This is a genomic window from Blautia sp. AM42-2 (genome assembly GCF_003480245.1).
Taxonomy (GTDB): domain Bacteria; phylum Bacillota; class Clostridia; order Lachnospirales; family Lachnospiraceae; genus Fusicatenibacter; species Fusicatenibacter saccharivorans.
This window is the reverse complement of sequence record NZ_QUIM01000016.1, coordinates 7,377-27,432: the sequence shown is the minus strand read 5'-3', so window position 1 is coordinate 27,432 and position 20,056 is coordinate 7,377. Positions and strand designations below refer to the sequence as shown.

20 protein-coding genes and 1 pseudogene are annotated in these 20,056 nt (G+C 49.2%); 8 read left to right on the top strand and 13 right to left on the bottom strand.

The window, feature by feature from the left end; translation table 11 throughout:
- The 4 genes from DW915_RS14125 to DW915_RS14110 all read left to right on the top strand — a co-directional run bounded on the left by DW915_RS14125 (position 1) and on the right by DW915_RS14110 (position 4,094).
- Positions 1–1,737: a GerAB/ArcD/ProY family transporter gene (locus DW915_RS14125; protein WP_118742327.1), complete on the top strand. Its 1,737-nt coding sequence runs from the start codon at positions 1–3 to the stop codon at positions 1,735–1,737.
- A 96-nt stretch (positions 1,738–1,833) separates the two neighbouring features.
- On the top strand, positions 1,834–2,580 hold the full coding sequence (gene spoIIR / locus DW915_RS14120; protein ID WP_117762086.1) for a stage II sporulation protein R: 747 nt from the start codon (positions 1,834–1,836) through the stop codon (positions 2,578–2,580).
- 197 nt (positions 2,581–2,777) lie between these two features.
- On the top strand, positions 2,778–3,602 hold the full coding sequence (murI, locus tag DW915_RS14115; RefSeq protein WP_055221779.1) for a glutamate racemase: 825 nt from the start codon (positions 2,778–2,780) through the stop codon (positions 3,600–3,602).
- A 39-nt stretch (positions 3,603–3,641) separates the two neighbouring features.
- On the top strand, positions 3,642–4,094 hold the full coding sequence (locus tag DW915_RS14110) for a DUF1934 domain-containing protein (protein ID WP_022462143.1): 453 nt from the start codon (positions 3,642–3,644) through the stop codon (positions 4,092–4,094).
- Positions 4,095–4,242: 148 nt separating this feature from the next.
- Here the strand turns inward: DW915_RS14110 and DW915_RS14105 are convergent, their stop codons facing one another.
- Entirely contained in the window at positions 4,243–4,698 is a 456-nt protein-coding gene (locus DW915_RS14105; RefSeq protein ID WP_118742326.1) for a hypothetical protein, read from the bottom strand.
- A gap of 243 nt (positions 4,699–4,941) precedes the next feature.
- Here DW915_RS14105 and tig point away from each other — a divergent pair, with 243 nt between their 5' ends.
- Positions 4,942–6,177 carry a trigger factor gene (gene tig, locus DW915_RS14100; RefSeq protein WP_158581067.1) on the top strand — a complete coding sequence of 412 codons (1,236 nt, stop codon included), beginning with the start codon at positions 4,942–4,944 and terminating at the stop codon, positions 6,175–6,177.
- A 238-nt stretch (positions 6,178–6,415) separates the two neighbouring features.
- On the opposite strand, the gene fucO is transcribed toward tig, so the two are convergent.
- The 6 genes from fucO to DW915_RS14075 form a co-directional block, all read right to left on the bottom strand.
- Positions 6,416–7,564, bottom strand: coding sequence for a lactaldehyde reductase (fucO, locus tag DW915_RS14095; RefSeq protein ID WP_055226239.1), 1,149 nt, complete (start codon positions 7,562–7,564; stop codon positions 6,416–6,418).
- A 110-nt stretch (positions 7,565–7,674) separates the two neighbouring features.
- Positions 7,675–7,782: a DUF6783 domain-containing protein gene (locus tag DW915_RS16605; RefSeq protein ID WP_416388165.1), complete on the bottom strand. Its 108-nt coding sequence runs from the start codon at positions 7,780–7,782 to the stop codon at positions 7,675–7,677.
- 3 nt (positions 7,783–7,785) lie between these two features.
- The gene (locus tag DW915_RS14090) at positions 7,786–8,367 is read right to left on the bottom strand and encodes a TetR/AcrR family transcriptional regulator C-terminal domain-containing protein (protein WP_117801843.1); all 582 of its coding nucleotides are present in this window, start codon (positions 8,365–8,367) and stop codon (positions 7,786–7,788) included.
- A gap of 136 nt (positions 8,368–8,503) precedes the next feature.
- Positions 8,504–9,748, bottom strand: a complete 1,245-nt coding sequence (gene codB / locus DW915_RS14085) for a cytosine permease (protein WP_118660603.1) — start codon at positions 9,746–9,748, stop codon at positions 8,504–8,506.
- 66 nt (positions 9,749–9,814) lie between these two features.
- Positions 9,815–10,903 carry a hypothetical protein gene (locus DW915_RS14080; RefSeq protein WP_118742324.1) on the bottom strand — a complete coding sequence of 363 codons (1,089 nt, stop codon included), beginning with the start codon at positions 10,901–10,903 and terminating at the stop codon, positions 9,815–9,817.
- Between the two features lie 147 nt (positions 10,904–11,050).
- Positions 11,051–12,448: an alanine/glycine:cation symporter family protein gene (locus DW915_RS14075; protein ID WP_118742341.1), complete on the bottom strand. Its 1,398-nt coding sequence runs from the start codon at positions 12,446–12,448 to the stop codon at positions 11,051–11,053.
- Positions 12,449–12,732: 284 nt separating this feature from the next.
- On the opposite strand from DW915_RS14075, the gene DW915_RS14070 reads away from it, so the two are divergent.
- The gene (locus DW915_RS14070) at positions 12,733–13,716 is read left to right on the top strand and encodes a dipeptidase (RefSeq protein WP_118742323.1); all 984 of its coding nucleotides are present in this window, start codon (positions 12,733–12,735) and stop codon (positions 13,714–13,716) included.
- Positions 13,717–13,718: 2 nt separating this feature from the next.
- On the opposite strand, the gene DW915_RS14065 is transcribed toward DW915_RS14070, so the two are convergent.
- The 6 genes from DW915_RS14065 to DW915_RS14035 form a co-directional block, all read right to left on the bottom strand.
- Entirely contained in the window at positions 13,719–14,450 is a 732-nt protein-coding gene (locus tag DW915_RS14065; protein ID WP_117510043.1) for an ABC transporter ATP-binding protein, read from the bottom strand.
- A 3-nt stretch (positions 14,451–14,453) separates the two neighbouring features.
- Complete coding sequence (locus tag DW915_RS14060) at positions 14,454–15,332, bottom strand: ATP-binding cassette domain-containing protein (protein ID WP_022462691.1); 879 nt, start codon at positions 15,330–15,332, stop codon at positions 14,454–14,456.
- Position 15,333: 1 nt separating this feature from the next.
- Positions 15,334–16,137: an ABC transporter permease gene (locus DW915_RS14055; RefSeq protein ID WP_022462692.1), complete on the bottom strand. Its 804-nt coding sequence runs from the start codon at positions 16,135–16,137 to the stop codon at positions 15,334–15,336.
- A gap of 77 nt (positions 16,138–16,214) precedes the next feature.
- The gene (locus DW915_RS14050; RefSeq protein ID WP_022462693.1) at positions 16,215–17,159 is read right to left on the bottom strand and encodes an ABC transporter permease; all 945 of its coding nucleotides are present in this window, start codon (positions 17,157–17,159) and stop codon (positions 16,215–16,217) included.
- 257 nt (positions 17,160–17,416) lie between these two features.
- Positions 17,417–17,968, bottom strand: coding sequence for a stage V sporulation T C-terminal domain-containing protein (locus DW915_RS14040; protein ID WP_117801849.1), 552 nt, complete (start codon positions 17,966–17,968; stop codon positions 17,417–17,419).
- Positions 17,969–18,139: 171 nt separating this feature from the next.
- The gene (locus DW915_RS14035; RefSeq protein ID WP_118742322.1) at positions 18,140–19,033 is read right to left on the bottom strand and encodes a DegV family protein; all 894 of its coding nucleotides are present in this window, start codon (positions 19,031–19,033) and stop codon (positions 18,140–18,142) included.
- Between the two features lie 356 nt (positions 19,034–19,389).
- On the opposite strand from DW915_RS14035, the gene tnpA reads away from it, so the two are divergent.
- Entirely contained in the window at positions 19,390–19,824 is a 435-nt protein-coding gene (gene tnpA, locus DW915_RS14030) for an IS200/IS605 family transposase (RefSeq protein WP_118742340.1), read from the top strand.
- 19 nt (positions 19,825–19,843) lie between these two features.
- A pseudogene (locus DW915_RS15935) lies at positions 19,844–20,056 on the top strand (IS200/IS605 family accessory protein TnpB-related protein); the annotation flags it as partial.

The following is a 20,056-nucleotide window of genomic DNA, read 5'->3' as shown; positions in this document are numbered from 1 at the left end:
ATGTTTTCGGAAAATGACAGAATTTCACAGCGCCAGATGGAACGCCAGATCGTGCTCGTTCTGCTCTGCCCGGCGTTCTGGCAGCTCGCGGCGTACGGCGCATCGGACGGCCTGCCCGGTATGGCAGGGATTTTCGTTGGATATGGGCTGCTGGCGGTGTGGTGCATTTATCTCGTGCGCCTTGGCGGGCTTTACTGCCGCCTGGAAAGCGTGATGGGAAAGGCTGGGAAACTCCTTCTGGCAGTGATGTATCTGTGTTATCTGCTTTTCCTCGGCGGAACACTGCTTCGCAGAATGGCGGAGCTTGCCGCCGCGTATCTGACAGCGGGTGTACCGCAGGAGCTCTGCGGACTGTTTCTGCTCGCGGCGGCCGGGTTTGGTGTCGGCAGTGAAGTACAGAAAAGAGGACGGCTGGCGGAAGCACTCTATCCGTGGATTGTGGGCGGGATTTTGATTCTGCTTCTGCTGACGGTTCCGCAGATGCATTTTTCCTCGTTTGAGGATGCCTGGAAGACAGCAAAGTCTGTTGAAATTGTGGATAACGGAATACTTTTTGGGTGGAATGTGTGGAGAACACTGGAAAATGGAACACCGATTGCGCTGCTGCCGTTTTTACTGGGGCATGTGCAGAAAGAGCACAGGAGTGTCATTCTTCCGGTGACGCAGAGTATCTGGAAAACGGGGCTTCTTGTAATTGCAGGAAGCATGGCGCTGCTCGGCGTTTTCGGCCGGCGCGGCACGGCTGCGGCGCAGGACCCGCTCTTACTGTTAATGGCAGGAACGAGCCTGCCGGGTGGATTTCTGGAGCGGTTTGATATTCTGTGGATGGCATTTCTTTTGATGGGACTGCTGTTCACACTGGGAAGTCTGCTGTTTTACGTATCGCTGATCGGAGAGAAGACGGGACTGTGGAAACCGCAGAATCTCTATGTACGGATCGGTACAGTGCTTTTTATATGGCTGCTGTCATGCGCGGAAAGCGGCTGGTCGGTCCGATACGGTTACTTTCCGTTTTTCCTTGCCATCACGGTGCTGCTCGGCTTCTGCCAGAAGCATATGAAAAAACTGCGGCTTGTGTGTCTGGCGCTGGGCAGTATGATTTTCCTGTCATCCTGCGGGGCAGTAGAGCCGGAAAAGCGGCTGTATCCACTGGCGGTTGCCTTTGATTATATGTCGGAAGAGGCGACTGCGCCGGAAAACAGTGAAACTGGGGAAGAAACCGGGACGGCGGTCAGTGAGAGCGGCGGAGAAAAGGAGACGGCTGGCGGTAAATGGCGCGTCTGGTATGCGCCTGCGAATCTTGCGGTGGTGACCGGCCAGGGAAAGGATGAGCAGGAGGAGGGAACCGACGAGGACCCCGCATCGCTGTTCTTTGAAGCGGAGACGTTTGAGGAGATTGCGCAGCAATATGACAGCACAGAGGAATATGATCTCGACACCGGACACGTCCAGGCGATTGTATTTTCCGATGCACTGCTCAGTGACCGGGGACGGATGGAAGAACTGTTGAAGTACCTGGAACAGGACCGTGCGCTTGGGCACAGTGCCTATCTGTTTCACGCAGAAAAACCAGAAGATATCATGGAGCAGAACGGAAAACAGGTGGAGTCTGTCGGTGAGTACCTGTGCGGAATTTATGACAACCGGGTGAAAAGAAAAGAGGCGGTGACACTGGCGGACTTGTGCTATGCGTGGGAAAACGAAAGGAGCATTCTGTGGATTCCGAAAGCGCCGTAAAAGGTTTAAAGTGTATGGAATATCGGAGCGGGCAGTGAGTGTCTGTGTATAAAAGTTTTGAAATCCGGCAAAACTGGAAAAAACAGGAGGCAGCATATGAATGAGAAAAAAGTACAGAGCCGGAAACGGAATCAAAATCAGACACAGAAGAAATCCAGGGACAGGCAGGCGCAGCCCCGAAATACATTTGGGAACCAGTATAGAAGTCAATTCCAGGCGGCATTTCAAATTTTCTGCCGCCGCTGGCTCCCCGTCTGCATTGCGGCGCTGATCCTTTCCGGAACCGCCAATCTTCTCCGCGAGTCCCGTCTGCAGCAGGAAGTCGCTGCAAAGATCGTGCGCTTTCACGTAAGAGCCAACAGCGACTGCGCCTCCGACCAGCAGATCAAGCTTCAGGTACGCGATGCCGTTGCCGAAGAACTGCAGACGATCCTGCACGGAGCCGAAACAAAAGCAGAAACCGAAGAAATCCTGCGTGAAAACGAGCCCTCCATCCGTGCCGCCGCCCTTCAGACGCTGCGCGCAGGAGGCAGTACTGACGATATCACCGTAACGTACGGAAAAGCCAGTTTTGAGGAAAAAGAAACGGGCAATTATATTCTCCCCGCCGGAACGTACGACGCTCTTCAGATCAACATCGGCAGAGCCAAAGGGCACAACTGGTGGTGCATGCTGTACCCGTCCATCTGCTTTTCGGATGCCCTGCGCCCCGTAAACGAGGACGGCGAAAGTGCAGAAAAAGTCGAAAAAAGCCGGATTCCGCTGCAGAATCTGTTGAGTGACGCCGCCTACCGCGAAATCCTGAAAAGTGACTGGATTTCGTTCCGGTTTTTCTGGCGTTAGGCGGATTTTTCGAAAGACTTTCAAGAGAAATGATTGCAATATTCCTCCATTCGGGTTAAAATAATGTATCAGCAACCTATTTTAACCAGGGTCGTGAAATGAAAAAAGAAATGTAAAAATTCAGATATATTAAATATAGAAATGAACCCCATTCGGCATGACAAAAAAGTAATGCCGGATGAAAAATGGAGGAAAGTATGAAAGCAGACAGACAGGCGCCGATCGGCGTCTTTGATTCCGGTGTCGGCGGACTGACCGTAGTGCGTGAGATTATGCGAAACCTGCCCGACGAACGAATCGTATATTTTGGAGATACCGCGCGTGTGCCGTACGGTTCCAAATCGAAAAATACCGTCATCCGTTATTCCCGCCAGATCGTACACTTTCTGGAAACCCAGCAGGTCAAGGCAATCGTCATCGCCTGCAACACCGCAAGTGCGCTGGCACTCGATACGATCGAAAAAGAGATTGATCTCCCGATCATCGGCGTGGTAAAACCGGGCGCACAGATGGCCGTCGAGACGACGCAGAACAAGCGTGTCGGCGTCATCGCAACCGAGAGCACTATTCAGAGCGGCCTCTACCAGCAGCTCATTACCGAGGCAGATCCGGCGATCACCGTTTACGGAAAACCGTGTCCGCTGTTCGTGCCGCTCGTGGAAGAGGGCTGGACAAAAGATCCGATCACCGAGGAAGTGGCGCGCCGCTATCTGGCAGAGATTCTGGATAAAGACATCGACACGCTGATTATGGGATGCACCCACTATCCGCTGCTGCGTTCTCTGCTGCGGAAAGTAGTCGGAGAAAAAGTAACACTCGTCAACCCGGCATACGAAACCTCACAGGCACTGCGCAGACTGCTGCGGGAGCTGGATCTGGAGAATCCGGGAAACGATGAGCTGGGCCGTCAGAAATACCAGTTCTTCGCAAGCGACGGCGTGGAGCGGTTCAATGCCTTCGCACATTCCGTTCTGCCGGAGCAGATCAGCGATACGAAACAGGTACAGATTGAAAACTATTAAAAACGACATACAGAAAAGAGAGAGGAACATCAGAAAAGGATGGAAAAAGACGTACTCATCAGCATCCGCGGACTGCAGTATCTGATGGATGAGGAATCCGGCGAACAAGAACCGGTGGAGGTTATGACGACGGGTTCGTACTACAAGAAAAACGGCCATCACTTTCTGATCTACGACGAGGCAACCGAAGGCTTTGACATGATGACGCACAATATGATCAAATTTACGGAAAACGCCCTCGAGGTGCGCAAGCGCGGCCTCATTGATGTCCATATGATTTTTGAGGAGGATAAAAAGAACATTTCGTTTTATCACACGCCATATGGCATGATCAACATGGGAGTTGCGGCGACGAAGGTCAGAATGAAAGAGACGCCGGATCAGATTTTACTGAAGGCAGAATACGCGCTCGACATCAACGACAGCTACGTGGGGGACTGCGTAATCGATATCGAGGTAAGACCGCGGGAAGGCGGAAAACTGAATTTATAAAAAAATACCCGGGAAGAATGAAAATCATTCAACTCGGGTATTTTCGCGAGCAACGAGCCAAAGTCCGGGCTTGCACGAGACCTTGGCGACTGCCGCGAAAGCAAAAAGAAACACGCAAAGCGTGTTTCTTTTTGCTTCAGATGAAATTTTATTTTTCCTCGCCGCGTGCCTTGCGGAGCATTTTCTGCCAGAAGCCGTTTTTCTTTGCCGGCTGCTCTAAAGAACCGCGGATGCCGCGAACTCCGGTGATATAGATACCGCTTACGGTAGCCTTGACTTCTTTTTTTACCGGGATCTGATCGAAGATAGAAGCGTCGCAGATCAGGGTCATGATTCTCGGACCGACTTTTGCTTTGACGATCGGCAGTTTTGCACGACGCATCATTTTCGGTGTCTGGTCGATGACCATCTGTGGAAGTCCGGAATCTTTCATGCGAAGCTTTTTCTTATCTATGATCAACATGGAGACAGTCTGTTTCATGGCCTCCATTTGTTCCTGCTGTGCGGCCTGTTTTGTCTGTGCTTTTTTACCGAAGTAATACAGCAGACCAAGGATGACAGCGATGACAGCTAATACGATTAATACGATAATCCAGGGTTTCATCCCTCTATTCCTCCTCTGCAAAAAATAATGTGGGCATCGGAACATACAATGCCAGTCTATGAACATTCTAACATTGATTTCGGCAAAACGCAAACACATTTTAGCGCAATCCAGGCGATTTTACGGTCGAAAATCATAAGAATTTCTAAAATCGGAGCCCCAGCCTTTTTTTTACCAGACAAGTATGGTAAAATGAGATTTACAACGCGCCGGGAACGGCGTAGTATGGAGGAAAATTCAAGAATGAAAAGAAAAGCAGCAGTCATGCTTCTGCTCATGACACTGGGAGCAGCCAGTGTGAGCGGATGTGGAAAAAACAATACAACAAGCAGCAGTTCCGTATCAAGCGCAAGCAGCACAAGCGCTTCCTCAGCATCCGATGCGTCGAGCGCAGGCAGCACATCGTCCGACAGCACAGCTTCTGAGGAATACGCTTCCCCGAGTGATGTAGACGGGATTCCGGTTGTCGATGAGGAAGTTGATCCGGCAGAGTGTGTAACGCTTGGAGATTACAAAAAGCTGACACTGGAAAAGAAAGTAGAGCAGGTAACGGATGATGACGTACAGACGGCCATTATGGCAGAGACAGCTGTCACCATGGACGATCCGGATGCCACCGTACAAAAAGGCGACACCGCCGATATTGCCTATGTTGGAAAAGTTGACGGCAAGGAGTTTGACGGCGGAAGCAGTGATTCCTACAATCTGGTGATTGGTTCCGGAACCTTCATCGATGGATTTGAAGATGGTGTCGTTGGAATGAAAACGGGGGAGACAAAGGATCTGAACCTGAAATTCCCGGACAGCTATCAGAGTACCGATCTGGCAGGAAAAGACGTTGTGTTTACCGTTACGGTAAATGCGTTTACCCGCCCGGCAGAAAACATTGACGGATGGGAGCTCGATGATGCATGGGTAGCAAAAAATACAGATTACAGTACTGTGGAGGAATACCGTGCCGGAAAACGCGCAGAGCTGGAGGCTGCAAATGAGACGACAGCGGAAAATAATCTGCAGAATGACGCGATGCAGCAGATGGCAGACGGCTGTACGTTTCACAAAATTCCGAAATCCTATATCACCCTTGGCGAAGAAGATTACGATAAACGGTATACCACTTATCTTCAGAATTACGGCATTTCCCTGGACGACTATCTGGAGCAGTATGCGGACAGAGCAACCTACAATCAGGAGAAAGCAACGTATGCAGGAACGATGGCAAAAAGTGCCCTTCTTCTGGATGCCGTAAAAGAGGCAGAAGGCTGGACTACAGATGACCAGGATTACCAGCAGATCTTAAACGACGAGGCAGCCAATGCCAATATGTCGCAGGAAGATTTCCTGAAGGCAGCCAATGACTATTACGGGGAAGATACGGTAGTGCGCAACATCATGATGGAGCGCATGATCAATATGGTTCTCGACAATGCAACAGTCAATACCGTGACTGTGGATGCAGACGGAAATACAGTAAAATAAAAAGAAAAATCACCCCGGAAAACAGGATGAAAACTTCTGTTTTCCGGGGTGATTTAACCGAATCAAGTAAGTCCCCTGCTTCCATTGCGAAAAGCAATAAGCAGTGGGTGGGGACTTGCTTGTATCAGGAGGAGTGCAAGCTCCTTCTGATAAACTGCGGAGCAGTTATTTGGTTATGAGCAAGTAGCGAAGCGGATTGTGAATATCCGCTTCGCATGTGGGAAACGAATTATGTTCGTTACGCCATGATTTTGCGGAACAGATCCTTCAGATCTTCTACGCTTGCATCCTTCGGGTTGCCCGGTGCGCAGGCATCTGCGTGTGCGGAATCTGCAAGGAACTGCAGATCTTCTTCTTTGACTGCCTCGAGAACAGATGGGATTCCAACGTCTGCGGACAGCTTCTTAACAGCATCAATCGCTGCTTTTCTATACTCTTCCTGAGACATTTCGTCTACACCTGTAACGCCCATGGCACGTGCGATTTCGCGGTATTTCTCACCGGTGCACTCCTGGTTGTATTCCATAACGATCGGAAGCATCATGGCACATGCAACACCGTGTGGGGTATCATAAACAGCACCAAGGGTGTGTGCCATGGAGTGAGCGATTCCAAGACCTACGTTGGAGAAGCCCATACCTGCGATGTACTGGCCAAGAGCCATGCCTTCGCGTCCCTCTTTGGTGTTTGCGACAGCACCGCGCAGAGATTTGGAGATGAGTTCGATGGCTTTCAGATGGAACATGTCAGTCATTTCCCATGCAGCTTTTGTGGTGTAGCCTTCGATTGCGTGAGTCAGAGCGTCCATACCGGTGGAAGCGGTCAGGCCTTTCGGCATGGAGGACATCATATCCGGGTCAACAACTGCGATGATCGGCATATCGTGCGGGTCAACGCATACGAATTTACGTTTTCTCTCTACATCGGTGATAACGTAGTTGATGGTAACCTCTGCAGCAGTACCGGCTGTAGTCGGAACGGCGATGATCGGTACGCACGGATTTTTGGTCGGTGCGGTGCCCTCAAGGCTTCTGACATCCTCAAACTCCGGGTTTGCGATGATGATACCGATGGCTTTGGAGGTATCCATAGAAGAGCCGCCGCCGATGGCGATCAGATAGTCAGCGCCGGATGCCTTGAAAGCTTCTACGCCGTGTTTTACGTTTTCGATGGTCGGGTTTGGCTTGATATCGCTGTAAAGCTCATAGTCGAGTCCGTTTGCGGTCAGAATATCGGTTACTTTGGAAGTAACGTTGAATTTAATCAGATCCGGGTCAGAGCATACGAAAGCTTTCTTGAAGCCGTGTGCCTTTGCTTCATTTGCGATTTCGGCAATAGCGCCTGCTCCGTGATAAGAGGTTGCATTTAAATTAATACGATTTGCCATGATTGAAAAACTCCCTTCTAAAATGAATAAATAGTTTTACTGAACTTGTTATTATATTAACAAATCCGGAAGGGAAAAAGAAAGTGACAGAAGAGGCGAAGTGTAACACTTTAAAAAAAATCGCCATTGTGACAAAAACAACAGAACAAAATTTGTGAAAAATAACCAGAGCGTGTCTGAAAAACCATTTCCGCAATCTGCAAGTCCCACTTTGACACGCTCTAAGAGAGCAGCTGCAGATTTCGGAACAGTTTTTTTAAGTCTTCCGGCATTGCCCGGACGAGAAGAGCGGCAAACTCGGAAGGTGTCAGATCCATGCTGGTAAGCACCCATTTTACGGTCATGGTGATGGAACCCTGACAGTACATTTCGAGAAGAAAATGTATTTCCGGTGAAACCGGACTGCCGCTTTTTTCGTGAATCAGATTTTCGTAGAACGCGAGAATCAGATCGAAATCGTGCTCACGCAGAGAATTCTGCTTGTCGTAGCGGAAGGCAGCGGCGAAAAAAGCTTTTTCTTTCTGAATATAGGTAAATTTCTTTTCCAGACTGTCAAAAACGGTCGTTCCGCGACCCATATGTTCGAAGGATTTTGTCAGTAATTTATCAAAATACCAGTTGATCAGATCGTATTTGTCGAGAAAATTGCGGTAGAAGGTCTGGCGGGTAACACCACAGATTTCACAGATCTGGCGCACGGTGATCTCTTCGACAGGGGTTGATTTCATGCACTCCTTCATGGATTCGGCAAGACGGTATTTTGTTTTTTCTCCTTTGGGAGCAGATACGGTGGAATGGATCATCCGGGCAGTTTCCTTTCGCTTCGAAAATTGTAACTATGCAGAGTTATGCATATATTATAACGCGAATCCGAAAAAATAAAAAGCCCTGAACATGTTCCGGAGATAAGATACAGGAACATATTCAGGACGATTTTGCTCATTTTCTTTTGTTTACGGCCTGTCCGACACAGTAGCATACAGCGGCAACAACCATGCCGTTGATGGAAGCGATGCCCCAGTGTAAGAGGTTCGCAACAATGGCACCGAGAATGACACCGGCAACCGCAAACCAGTCTACGGTTTTAAGCTTCGGCTGATCGGTTTCAAAGTCCTTTTTGTTCATGAAGTAGGCGAGCACCAGAATCATGCCGACCGGCGGCAGGGTACAATTCAGAATGTTGAGCCAGCCGCAGAAGTTGTAGTACAGCCATACGGAGGCAACCGTTCCGATGATACCGGAAAGGAGAACCATCGGTTTTTTCCTCTGATGGAAGATGTTGGCAAGACCAAGACCTGCGGTATACAGAGCGTTGTCGTTTGTAGTCCAGATATTAAGACCGAGAACGAGAACAGCCAGGTAGAACAGGTTCAGGCGGACCATAACCTCGAAGATATCGTTTCCGCCGACAAAGATCGAGGAAACGGCACCGAAGAAGAACATCAGGGAGTTTCCGATGAAGAAGGCCACAACCGTGGTGATGGCACCCGCTTTTCCGTCCTTTGCAAAACGTGCGAAGTTCGGGGTTGCGGTTCCGCCGGAAACGAAGGAGCCGATGACAAGACCGGCACCGCCGATGATAGTCAGAGATCCGCTGGATTTGGCAAACTGATCGATGATCGTTCCGTCGCCTCTCATTACGGCCATGACCATGGCGATCGTTCCGAGAATGGCAACACTTGGTACAGCGATATAGCTGACGATGGTCAGAGATTCAATACCAAAATAGGCAGAGGCGGTCATGCAGACGCCGGCAAGAATAACAAGTCCCCACTGTGCCGCAGTGCTTCCACCGAGCAGCTCCTTGGAAACCGGAATTGCAAACATGGCAAGACCGACACCAAACCATCCGATCTGCGTAAAGCTGGTCATGGCTGACGGCAGATAGGAACCTTTTTCGCCAAAGGCTCTCTGGGACAAAAGATCAAGTGACAGACCGGTTTTTGCACCGACGTAGCCGAGCAGACCGGTATAAATACCAAGAATGATTCCACCAAGGATCAGTGATCCCAAAAAGCCCCAGAAATCGAGGCCGTCAGCGAGCTGCTGGCCGACCCACATGCTTGCCGAGAAGAAGGTGAAGCCAAGCATGATCATAAACATAGTTACTACATTTTTCCGGGCAGAAGCCGGAACTGCGCTGTCCGCGAAGTCAACATCTTTTACTTTCTTTTCTTTTTCCATAATATCTCCTGAAAACTGTGATTACGGTTCGCCGAAATTCAGCGAACCGTAAGAAATGGTTTTTTGTTACAGCATGTATTTGCGAAGTGCTGCGGTAAACTCTTCAATTCGTTCAGCCGCAATTTCTTTCAGGGTAGCATCGCCAAGGCTTGCAATGTAACCTTTTTCCTGGCGGTACAGCCATTTGGCCACGCGTTCATCGATTTCTTCGTAGTGATTGATGTGAATCCACTCTTCGTAGGATGCGCCAAGCGGGCAGCCGAGCTTCTCCTCGAGCAGTCTGGTAAAGTCGATCCGGTCGGCCCTCTCCAGCATTTTATTCCAGAAATCGAGAACCTCCTCGACGTGCTCGTGGATTTCATAGCGTCTTGCACCGCCATCGTAGATGATGCATTTTTCAAACAGCGGATCGCGCATGGAAAGCGTTTCTCTTCGGAACTCCGGTGCAATGATACCGTCTTTCCAGTAGAAATCGACATCCGGCAGATTGATTCCGGATACGCCCTTGTCCTGATAGGTGCTGAAGATTCCTTCGTAATATACGGTGATAAAGCCTTCAAACTCCGGCCAGAACTCGCGGATTTCTTTTGTGAGACGTTCCAGGATTTTGATTCCGGTTGTGCCGCCGATCGTAAAGATGATAATGTTACGAAGGGAAGCACCGTGCTCACGGTAGAAATCGGTTACGTAGCGCAGGCAGTGGATCAGCGTCTCACCCGTTGCGATGATATCGCCGATCAGAAGTGTGCTTCCCGGAACCATTGTCAGCTTGCTGTATTTGATTTCCAGACCCGCGATCTCCTCTTCTTTGAAGACACGCTCACTTGACAGAAAGCTGATGTCATGCACACGAATGTGCTCACGGTAGCAGCTTTCCTCCAGCGGATAATTCAAAGCGCCGCGCAGGATGGAAAGGATGTTGGCTGCGGTTACCTTTCCCTGCTCTTTAAAATAATAAAGCATCTGTGAAGTAGACGGAATCAGGCAGTGATAAACCTCATATCCGACAACCTCCGGTGTGTTCAGAAGCTTTCTTGTCTCTGCTTCGGAAACGATATAGTATTCGTTCTCATAATCGCCGCCTGCGAGGCGATAGCAGTCCACGCCCTGTTCCGAAAACTCCGGCACCAGTTTTACTTCATTCCATTTTTCCATTCAAAAGTTCCTCCCGGTTTTCCCTCTTTGGTAAACATGTTATAAACTTTTAACAGTGTAAGGGGTAGCAACCTGATTGTCAAGGGAAAAGGCGAATTTACATGATTTTCTTACAGAAGAAGGGAATGCGCCGCGAGAAAAGGAATTTTACCGGGTTTTGCCTTCTCTGGAAAAATATTCCTTTGTAAGCTCCACAACCTTGCCCGAAAGCAGGAAGAGCGCAATCAGGTTTGGGATTGCCATGAGGCCGTTGAAGGTCTCGGCAATGCTCCACATCAGGCCGAGGTTTGCGGTGGCGCCAAGGATGGCAACCAGCGCATAGGCGGCCATAAAATATTTTGTGATTCTTTCGGAGAATAAAAACTCGATGCAGCGTGCACCGTAAAGTCCCCATCCGAGAATCGTGGAAAAGGCGAAGCAGCACATCGCGAACGCGGTGAGCAGCGAAACCCAGTTTCCGTATGTAAGGGTAAAACCGCTGATGGTCAGCTCTGCGCCGGCAGCCTGTCCGTAGGTGATGGAAGTACCGCTGCAGAGAATAACAAGTGCAGTTAAGGTACAAATCACGATCGTATCAATAAATACCTCAAAGATACCGAACATACCCTGTTTGACCGGCTTTTTTGTGTCGGCACAGGCATGCGCGATCGAACCGGTACCAAGACCTGCCTCGTTTGAGAAAATACCGCGGGACACACCTTTTTTCACACTCATGAGCATGCTTCCGACGATACCGCCTGTAACAGCAGAGGGACGGAAGGCGCCCTCAAGGATCGATACGAAAACAGACGGAATCCGGTTGAGATTCAGTAAAATTACACCGATGGCAAGGACAATATAAAACAGAGCCATAAACGGAACGAGCTTTTCTGTTACCTGTGCGATCCGTTTGACACCGCCGAGCAGGATCAGCGCTACGAGTGCCGCAATAATGATACCCTGAATCAGGTTGGAGGTCGGGATCGCGTCTTTTGAGATCACATGGTAATTCATCAGTGCGGAGTTGACTGCGGTTGTGATGGTGTTGACCTGCGTTGCATTTCCGGTTCCGAACACAGTCAGTACACCGAAAGCAGCGAAAAGATAGGCCAGAAAATGCCATTTTTTGCTGAGACCGTTTTTGATGTAATACATCGGTCCGCCGACGAGTTCCCCGTTGGCGTTTTTCTCGTGATAGAAAACAGCCAGTGTTACCTCGGCAAATTTCGTACACATGCCGAGCAGGGCGGAAACCCACATCCAGAACACGGCACCGGGTCCGCCGATAGCGATAGCGCCGGCAACACCGGCAATATTACCGGTACCGACCGTGGCGGCAAGTGCTGTACAGACCGCCTGGAACGGTGTAATTGCGCCATCGGAAGCATCTCGTTTGCGGAACATTCTTCCGAGCGTTGTGCGGATCGCATACGGGAATTTTCGAATCTGGAGAAAACGGGTGCGCAGACTCAGGTAAAGGCCGACACCGAAAATGCAGATCATAGCCGGAACACCCCAGATAAAATTGTTCACGGCATTGTTGATGGTTTCAATCAGTTGGAGCATAGATACCTCTTTCTTTTTCATAAGCAGAAGCACTTTCTTGGAAGATCAGTGCTTTCATAAAGTAACACAATGCAAAAAGTATATCATCTCAGACGAGATTTGCAAGTTTTTTTCGAGAAAAAACGCGGACCCCCAATTTTTTGCGATTCCGGAAAGATATATTTTCTCTAGCCTTATGGGTTTACCATGAGCCAGGCGGTTTTTTACGTTTTCTTCCAGTTTTTGTGAAGGAATGCAGCGAAGTATGATAGAATAGAGAAAAAACAGAAAAGAGGATTATTGCCATGTTTCAGGTAATTGATATGCACTGCGACACCATCCCGGCGCTGCAGTGGAAGGAAAAACAGGAGCATCTTGCGGATGCGGATCTTCAGATCAATCTGGATAAGCTGGAAAAGGGCGGCAGCCTCTGCCAGTGCTTTTCTCTGTTTACGTTCCTGAAGGGACTGAAAGACGAAACACCGTTTGAGCATGTGAGAAAGCTGGCTGATCTCTGGAAATCAGAGGTGGAACGGTATCCGGACCGCATTTGTCAGATCAAAACGTATGCGGATCTGATGCAGGTACAGAAGGAAGGAAAAATAGGTGCGGTGATGACCGTCGAAGAGGGTGGTGTTTACGAAGGCAGTATCGAAAAACTGCACACACTGTACGATCTCGGTGTGCGGATTTCCACGCTGACCTGGAACTTTCCGAATGAGCTTGGATTCCCGAACCCGGCGCAGGAAGAGGGAAAGCCATATCTTCCGGATCTTGAAAACGGGCTGACACCGACCGGTATTACCTTTGTCGAGGAGATGGAGCGGCTCGGCATAGTGATCGATTTATCACACTTAAATGATGCCGGAATCCGCGATGTTTTTGCACATACGAGAGGTCCGGTCATTGCATCCCATTCCAATGCGCGCGGTGCGTGCTTCCATCTGCGAAACCTTTCGGATGAAATGATTCGTCAGCTCGCAGAGCGTGGCGGCGTCACCGGTATCAATTTCTGTCCGTCGTTTCTGCGCGAGGAGGAGCCGGCAACGAAAAAGGCATCGACGATGGACATGGTACGCCATATGAAGTATCTGCGAAACGTCGGCGGCATCGACATCATCGGCCTTGGAACCGACTTTGACGGTTTCAGCGGCAAGACGGATGTGCCGGACGCTGCGCATATGCAGCATCTCGCAGATGTGATGAGCCACGACGGTTTCACCGATGAGGAGATCGAGAAGGTCTTTTCCAAGAATGTACTTCGGGTGTTTAGAGAATGCTGGAAATAAAACTACAGCTCCGGTGATGCCGCCAGAAGCTCCTTTGTATAATCATTCTGCGGATGCGCAAACAGCTCTTCCGTCTCCGCGTTCTCCACAATCCGGCCTTCTTTCATCACGAGAACCCGGTCGCACATCTGATAGATCACGTTGAGGTCATGCGAGATAAAGAGAATCGAGAGCTGAAGCTCCTCCTGAAGCTGAACCATCAGCTCCATGATCTGCTTCTGAATCGTCACATCGAGAGCGGAAACCGGTTCGTCGGCAAGGATCAGGCGTGAGCCCTGGATCAGTGCGGCCGCGATGCTGACTCTCTGGCGCTGGCCGCCGGAGAGCTCATGCGGGCGGCGTTTCAGGTGCTCTGCGGAGAGACCGACTCTTTCAGCCATCGCAAGAACCCGTTTTTTTCGTTCTTCTTTCGGAACCTTCTGCATCCGAAGCGGTTCTTCTAAAATCCAGGAGATTTTCTTCGCCGGATTCAGGGAGGAAAACGGGTCCTGGAAAATCATCTGCGGATGGTCGACCTGCGAAATTATTTCGCCCTCATCTGGGCGGATAAATCCTAAGATCACTTTGGAGAGTGTCGATTTTCCGCATCCGCTCTCTCCGACGAGACCGAGAATTTCATTTTCATGAAGCTCGAAAGAGATATCATGAAGCACCGTTTTTCTCTGCTTTCCCTCCTGATAGGAGGCAGAAATATGGCTGACTTTCAGAATGTTGTTCGGACTGATTTCTTCCATGGGTTATTCCTCCTTTTCCGCAGGCGGAGCAGCTTTTTTGTCAGAGCCTGTCGGCCATTGAGCTGTTGGAGCGATTTTGATTCGCTTTCGCAGCGATGTTCGTCGGTTCGGAATTGCATCGAGCAAGCGGCGGGTGTAGTCTTCCTTCGGGTGGAAAAAGACATCGTCTACACTGCCGGATTCCACAATCGTCCCATGATTCATGACGATGACCCGGTCACAGAGCGAACGGATGACGCCGAGGTCGTGTGAGATAAAAAGAATCGCCGTGTGATGGCGTTCATTGATTTTTTTCAGCAGCTTTAAGATCTGCGACTGAATCGTCACATCAAGAGCTGTTGTCGGCTCGTCTGCAATCAGAAGCTTCGGTTCTGTAATAAGCGCCGCAGCGATCATCACCCTCTGGCGCTGACCGCCGGAGAGCTGGTGAGGGTATTTTTTGCAAAGCTTTTCCGGGTCGGGAAGCTCGACCTCATGCATTATGGCAAGAACCTTTTCATGACGTTCTGCCGGTGTGCAGCTCTCATGGATCAGCAGTCCCTCTGCAATCTGTTCTTCGATGGTCAGAACCGGATTTAAAGAGGTCATCGGTTCCTGAAAAATCATGCTGATTTCTTTTCCGCGGATGCGCTGCAGATCCTGGCTGGAAGCGTGCGCAACGGAAGAATCTTCGTAGAGAATTTCTCCGCCGGATACGGCGGAATTTTCCTTTAAAAGGTGCAGAATGGAGAGCGCCGTCTGGGTTTTGCCGGAACCGGATTCCCCGACAATGCCAAGCGTCTCACCTTCTTCTAAGGAAAAGGAGATGCCTTTTACCACTTCGGTCGGTGGCGTGGTATCGTAAAATGCAATTTTTAAGTCACGTACATCGAGAAGTGCCATATCAGTTACCGCCTTTCTTCTGTAATCCGTCGCCGAGGAGCGATACGCCAAGCGCCAGTAAAATGACGGCAAGACCGGGGAAAACAGAGCCCCAGGGAGCAGTCATCAGATACGTCTGGGATTCTGAGAGCATCCGTCCAAGCGAGGCATCGGGCGGCTGGACACCGATGCCGAGAAAGCTCATGCCGGCCTCGGAGAGAACGGCGTTGTTGAAGCCGATTGCTGCCATCGAAAGAAGGGACGGGACCGTATTTGGCAGGATATGTACAAATATGATCCGAAGATGGGAAACACCCATCAGACGGGCACTTTTGACATAGTCCATATCTTTGCGTGCGAGAAATTCGCTTCTGGTGATACGTGCAAAGCTCGGAATGAATACGATACCGAGTGCAAGGATCACGTTGTATTTGCCGGGACCCAGCAGTGCGATAAATACCAGCGCCAGCAGGATTCCCGGAAAGGAAACAATGACATCGTTTATGCGCATCAGGATTTCGTCAATCCATCCGCCAAAATACCCGGTGAACGCACCGACAAGAACACCAATGGTTCCGCCGAGCAGCAGAGTAGCGAAAGCGACGAAGAAGGTTGTACCGGTTCCTTTTAAGACGCGGCTGAAAATATCGCGTCCAAAGTGATCGCAGCCGAACGGGTGTGACAGAGATGGAGCAGCAAACTTGGCTGCGCCGTTCATTGCGTCCGGGTCGTACGGTGTGTAGAAAAAGCCGATCAGAAGAAACAGAAGCATAAAAGCGGTGAGAACAGCTCCGATGATCAGCGTGAGATTGCGTTTCTTTTTCATAATGAAAACCCTTTCTTTTGTCGTGGGCGGCTCCCCACGACCTTTCGGTCGCGGGAGCTGATGATCGAAAGCTCCCGTCAGTCTTTTACGCGGATACGCGGATCAATTCTGCCATACAGCAGATCTACCACGAAATTGATGATAATAATGAGGGCGGCGATCAGTACAAGGATGCCCTGAACCACGGGGTAATCGCGGTTGGAGATCGAAGTGATCAGAAGATTGCCCATGCCCGGAATCGAAAAAACCTGTTCCAGAATAATGCTGTTTGCCACAATATCTGCGATTGTCATGCCCCAGAAGGTCAGTACCGGAATCAGGGCGTTTTTCAGCACATGGTGATACATAACACGGCGTGTACTGTTTCCGCGGGAATAGGCGGTGCGCACATAGTCGGCATCGAGCTGCGAGAGCACAGAGCTGCGCAGCATTTTGACAGCCATGGAACAGCGTGGAAGTGCAATGGCGGCAGACGGTGCAACAAGATAACCGATAAAACCGGAAAAATTTTCAGAAATCGGCACATAGGCGCCCGGCTGAAACCATTTGAGAATCAGACCGAAAAGATACGTGATCAGAATACCGATGAAAAATCCCGGCACAGACATGATCACCTGATTGATCGTCATGATCAGCCGGTCCAGATGGCCTCCGGCGTGCTGTGCTGTGAAAATGCCGATGGGAATCGAGACAACAAGGATCATCAGGAATGCGATAACGGTGATAGCGATGGTAATCGGAACTTTATCGCGGATCAGTTCTCCGACCGGCATCGAGTACGAATACGAGGTGCCGAGATCTCCATGAAAAAAGCCGGTTACCCACGAAGCATACCGTTCCAGAACCGGCCGATCCAGTCCCATTTCCTTTTGCAGAGCCTCAATCCGCTCCGGCGTTGCTTCTGTTCCAAGCTGCGATTTTGCTGCATCTCCGGGTATGACGGAAAAGGCAAAGAACGACAAAAAGGATACAAGAAGCAGCGTAAGAAGGAGAGAGCCGAATTTCTTTGCAATGTATTTCATGAATGGAAATTCCTCCTTGTGTAATGTAGGATACTCCGGGAATTTTTCCCGGCTTATAAAAGCAGGCACAGAAAAGCTTCGGGCGTATCGGCTGAAGGTTTTCGTGCACGTCATTTTTATTGTAGACAATGCAGGTGTAAATAGCAAGATAAAATTGGAATATCTCGAATTACAGAATAACAGGAAAAGGCCTCTTGCATAACCGGTGCGGATGATGCAAAAAGCCTTTGATAAATTGCCTTCGATAAATCCCCTGTTTAGTTTTCCATTTCCCGTCCGAGGTACGTTGCAGCTACCTGGAGGAGCTTCTTTTCCGTGTCGCCCAGCAGGGACTCCCTGTCTTTGCCGCAGAGAATGACCGAACCGATGGCATCACCGGAGGAGAGAATCGGAAAAATGAGCTCCGGCAGAGGAGTAGTATTGTCTGTGTTTTCCAAAATTGAAAAATAAGCCTTTTCACCGGGACGCGCAAGTACTGTTTTCCGGTTCAGAATCGCCTCCTCCAGCCGGCTGCTGATGGACTTGCCAAGATAATTTTTCTGTTCCGGCCCGTTTGCCGCCACAATCTGTTCCTGATCCGAAACACAGACGAGACATCCGGTCACCGTTGAAATCGATTTTGTAAACCCAGCTGCGCATTCCGCCAGCTCTTCGATCGGTGAGTATTTCTTCAGGATAATCTCACCCTCCCGTCCGGTATAAATTTCCATGGCCTGTCCCTCCCGGATCCGCATCGTGCGCCGGATTTCCTTGGGAACTACCACACGCCCCAGATCATCAATCCTTCGAACAATTCCCGTCGCTTTCATATGAAAAATTCCTCCTGTTTCCGCAATGTACTTTCCATAATTTGTGCTGTATGGGTAGTATGTGGAAAAACAGGTGGAATTATGCATGGAAAGAAGAAACAGTATCTCCGCTGTTTACAGCAATTTCGGAAAAATACAGGGGAACAGCAGTGGTTAGTCTGGTTGCTCCTTTTACAGAAGACTGCGGTCTTTTCCGAGATAGAACAAAGCGATCGTATCCGGTCCGACATGGCTTCCGGTGCAGTAATCGTAAGAAGTATTGATAAATTCACGCACCTTCACTCTTTTCTGGATTTCTTCCATCATATAAAGAGATTCCTCATAGGCATCTGCATGTGCGATTCCGACGATCTGCTTTTCCGGTTCTTCGATCGTTTCACAGAAAAGACGAATCAGTTCATTTAAAACGGCCTTGCGTCCGCGGACATTCTTGTAGGAAACAATATAGCCATCTTCACTTCCACGCAGAATCGGTTTGATTTTCAGCATATTTCCGACCACAGCGACACTTCCCTTGATTCTTCCGGTACGGGAAAGATATTTCAGATCGCCGACGGTGAAAACACCGTTCATTTTGCTAACGTAGGTTTCCAGAAGATCTGCCGCTTCGTCTACGTTCATGCCCCGATCGCGCATCTCGCTGGCATAGATGGCGAGGATGCCCTGTGCAAGAGAGGCATTCAGGGAATCGACGAGGCGGATTTTACGTTTTCCGCCGTATTCTTCAAGAAGCTCCTCTGCAGCAAGTCTTGCGGAGTTATAAGTTCCGCTGATGTTTTTGCTTAAGGAAAGATAGATGACATCCTGATCTGCCTCAAGAGCGGTGCGGAACGCATCCGCAAAATTTGCGGTGCTGATCAGTCCGGTCTTGATTTCACAGCCGGTGCGCATGGCATTGTAATATTCTTTTCCTTTTGCAAGCTCCTCTTCCGGTGACAGATCCGGGTCGAAGCAGACCAGCTCTTTTCCATTCACAAGATTGACGAAAGAAACGACATGGATATCGTATTTTTTCGCAGTAACAGCAGGCAGATTTGCTGCTGAATCAACAAAAACCTGAAACATAAATAAATTCTCCTTTGTAGTGTAAATGTCCCCCAAAATGATGTAACTTTTGATAAGCATTGTAACATATTGTATCACCAAAGAAGAGGGATTTCAATGGAGGATAGACAACATACTACAAAGGAGTGTGCCGACAAGTTGATTCCTGAAATCATCTGTTTTCGGAAGAAATTTGACCAGGTATCAATGCATAGTAATAATGACCAAAAACGGCAGACGTATTTTTAGTAAAAACGGCTTTTGAAAACTGCGCGTCGCATTCTCGTTACTTCAGTGATGAGTTAGACGCGCAAAATTTTTACCAAAAAGAGGAACAAATGTTTGATATATTCCTATGCATATGGTATACTATTTTTATGAAGAAAGATATGTTTACAATTAATAAAAATGGTCTTTCCTATGGTAGAGGATATGTGTACTCTCTGCAGTATCATCTGATCTGGTGTACAAAGTACAGAAAAAAGGTTTTAAAAGACGGAATTGATGTGGAATGCAAAGAAATGCTGGAAAGTCTTGCACAGGAATATAAATTTCAAATCCTGGCTATGGAGGTTATGCCGGATCATATTCATCTGCTTGTAGATTGCAGACCACAGTTTTATATTTCAGACATGATCAAAATCATGAAGGGGAATCTTGCGCGCCAGATGTTCCTTTTGCATCCAGAGCTAAAGAAAGAGTTGTGGGGAGGGCATTTGTGGAATCCGTCTTATTGTGCTGTAACGGTCAGTGACCGGAGCCGTGAACAGGTACTTGCTTATATAGAAGGGCAGAAGGAAAAATCCCGTTAAAACCCGGAGGAGAAAGCGAATGAAAATCATATCCAGTTATGGTGTTGAATTACGAAAACAGAATATTCCGATCCGCCAGACACTGGAGATTTACCGTTCTGCTGTCCGCTATCTGGTCGAAGTGTATGAATCTGTGTGGGAAGAACTGGTCAAAATTGAGGAAAGTAAGAAACGTTTCAATGCAGCAGAACATCTGGTGCATACAACGAAACGGAATCCGGCCCGGTTTGAC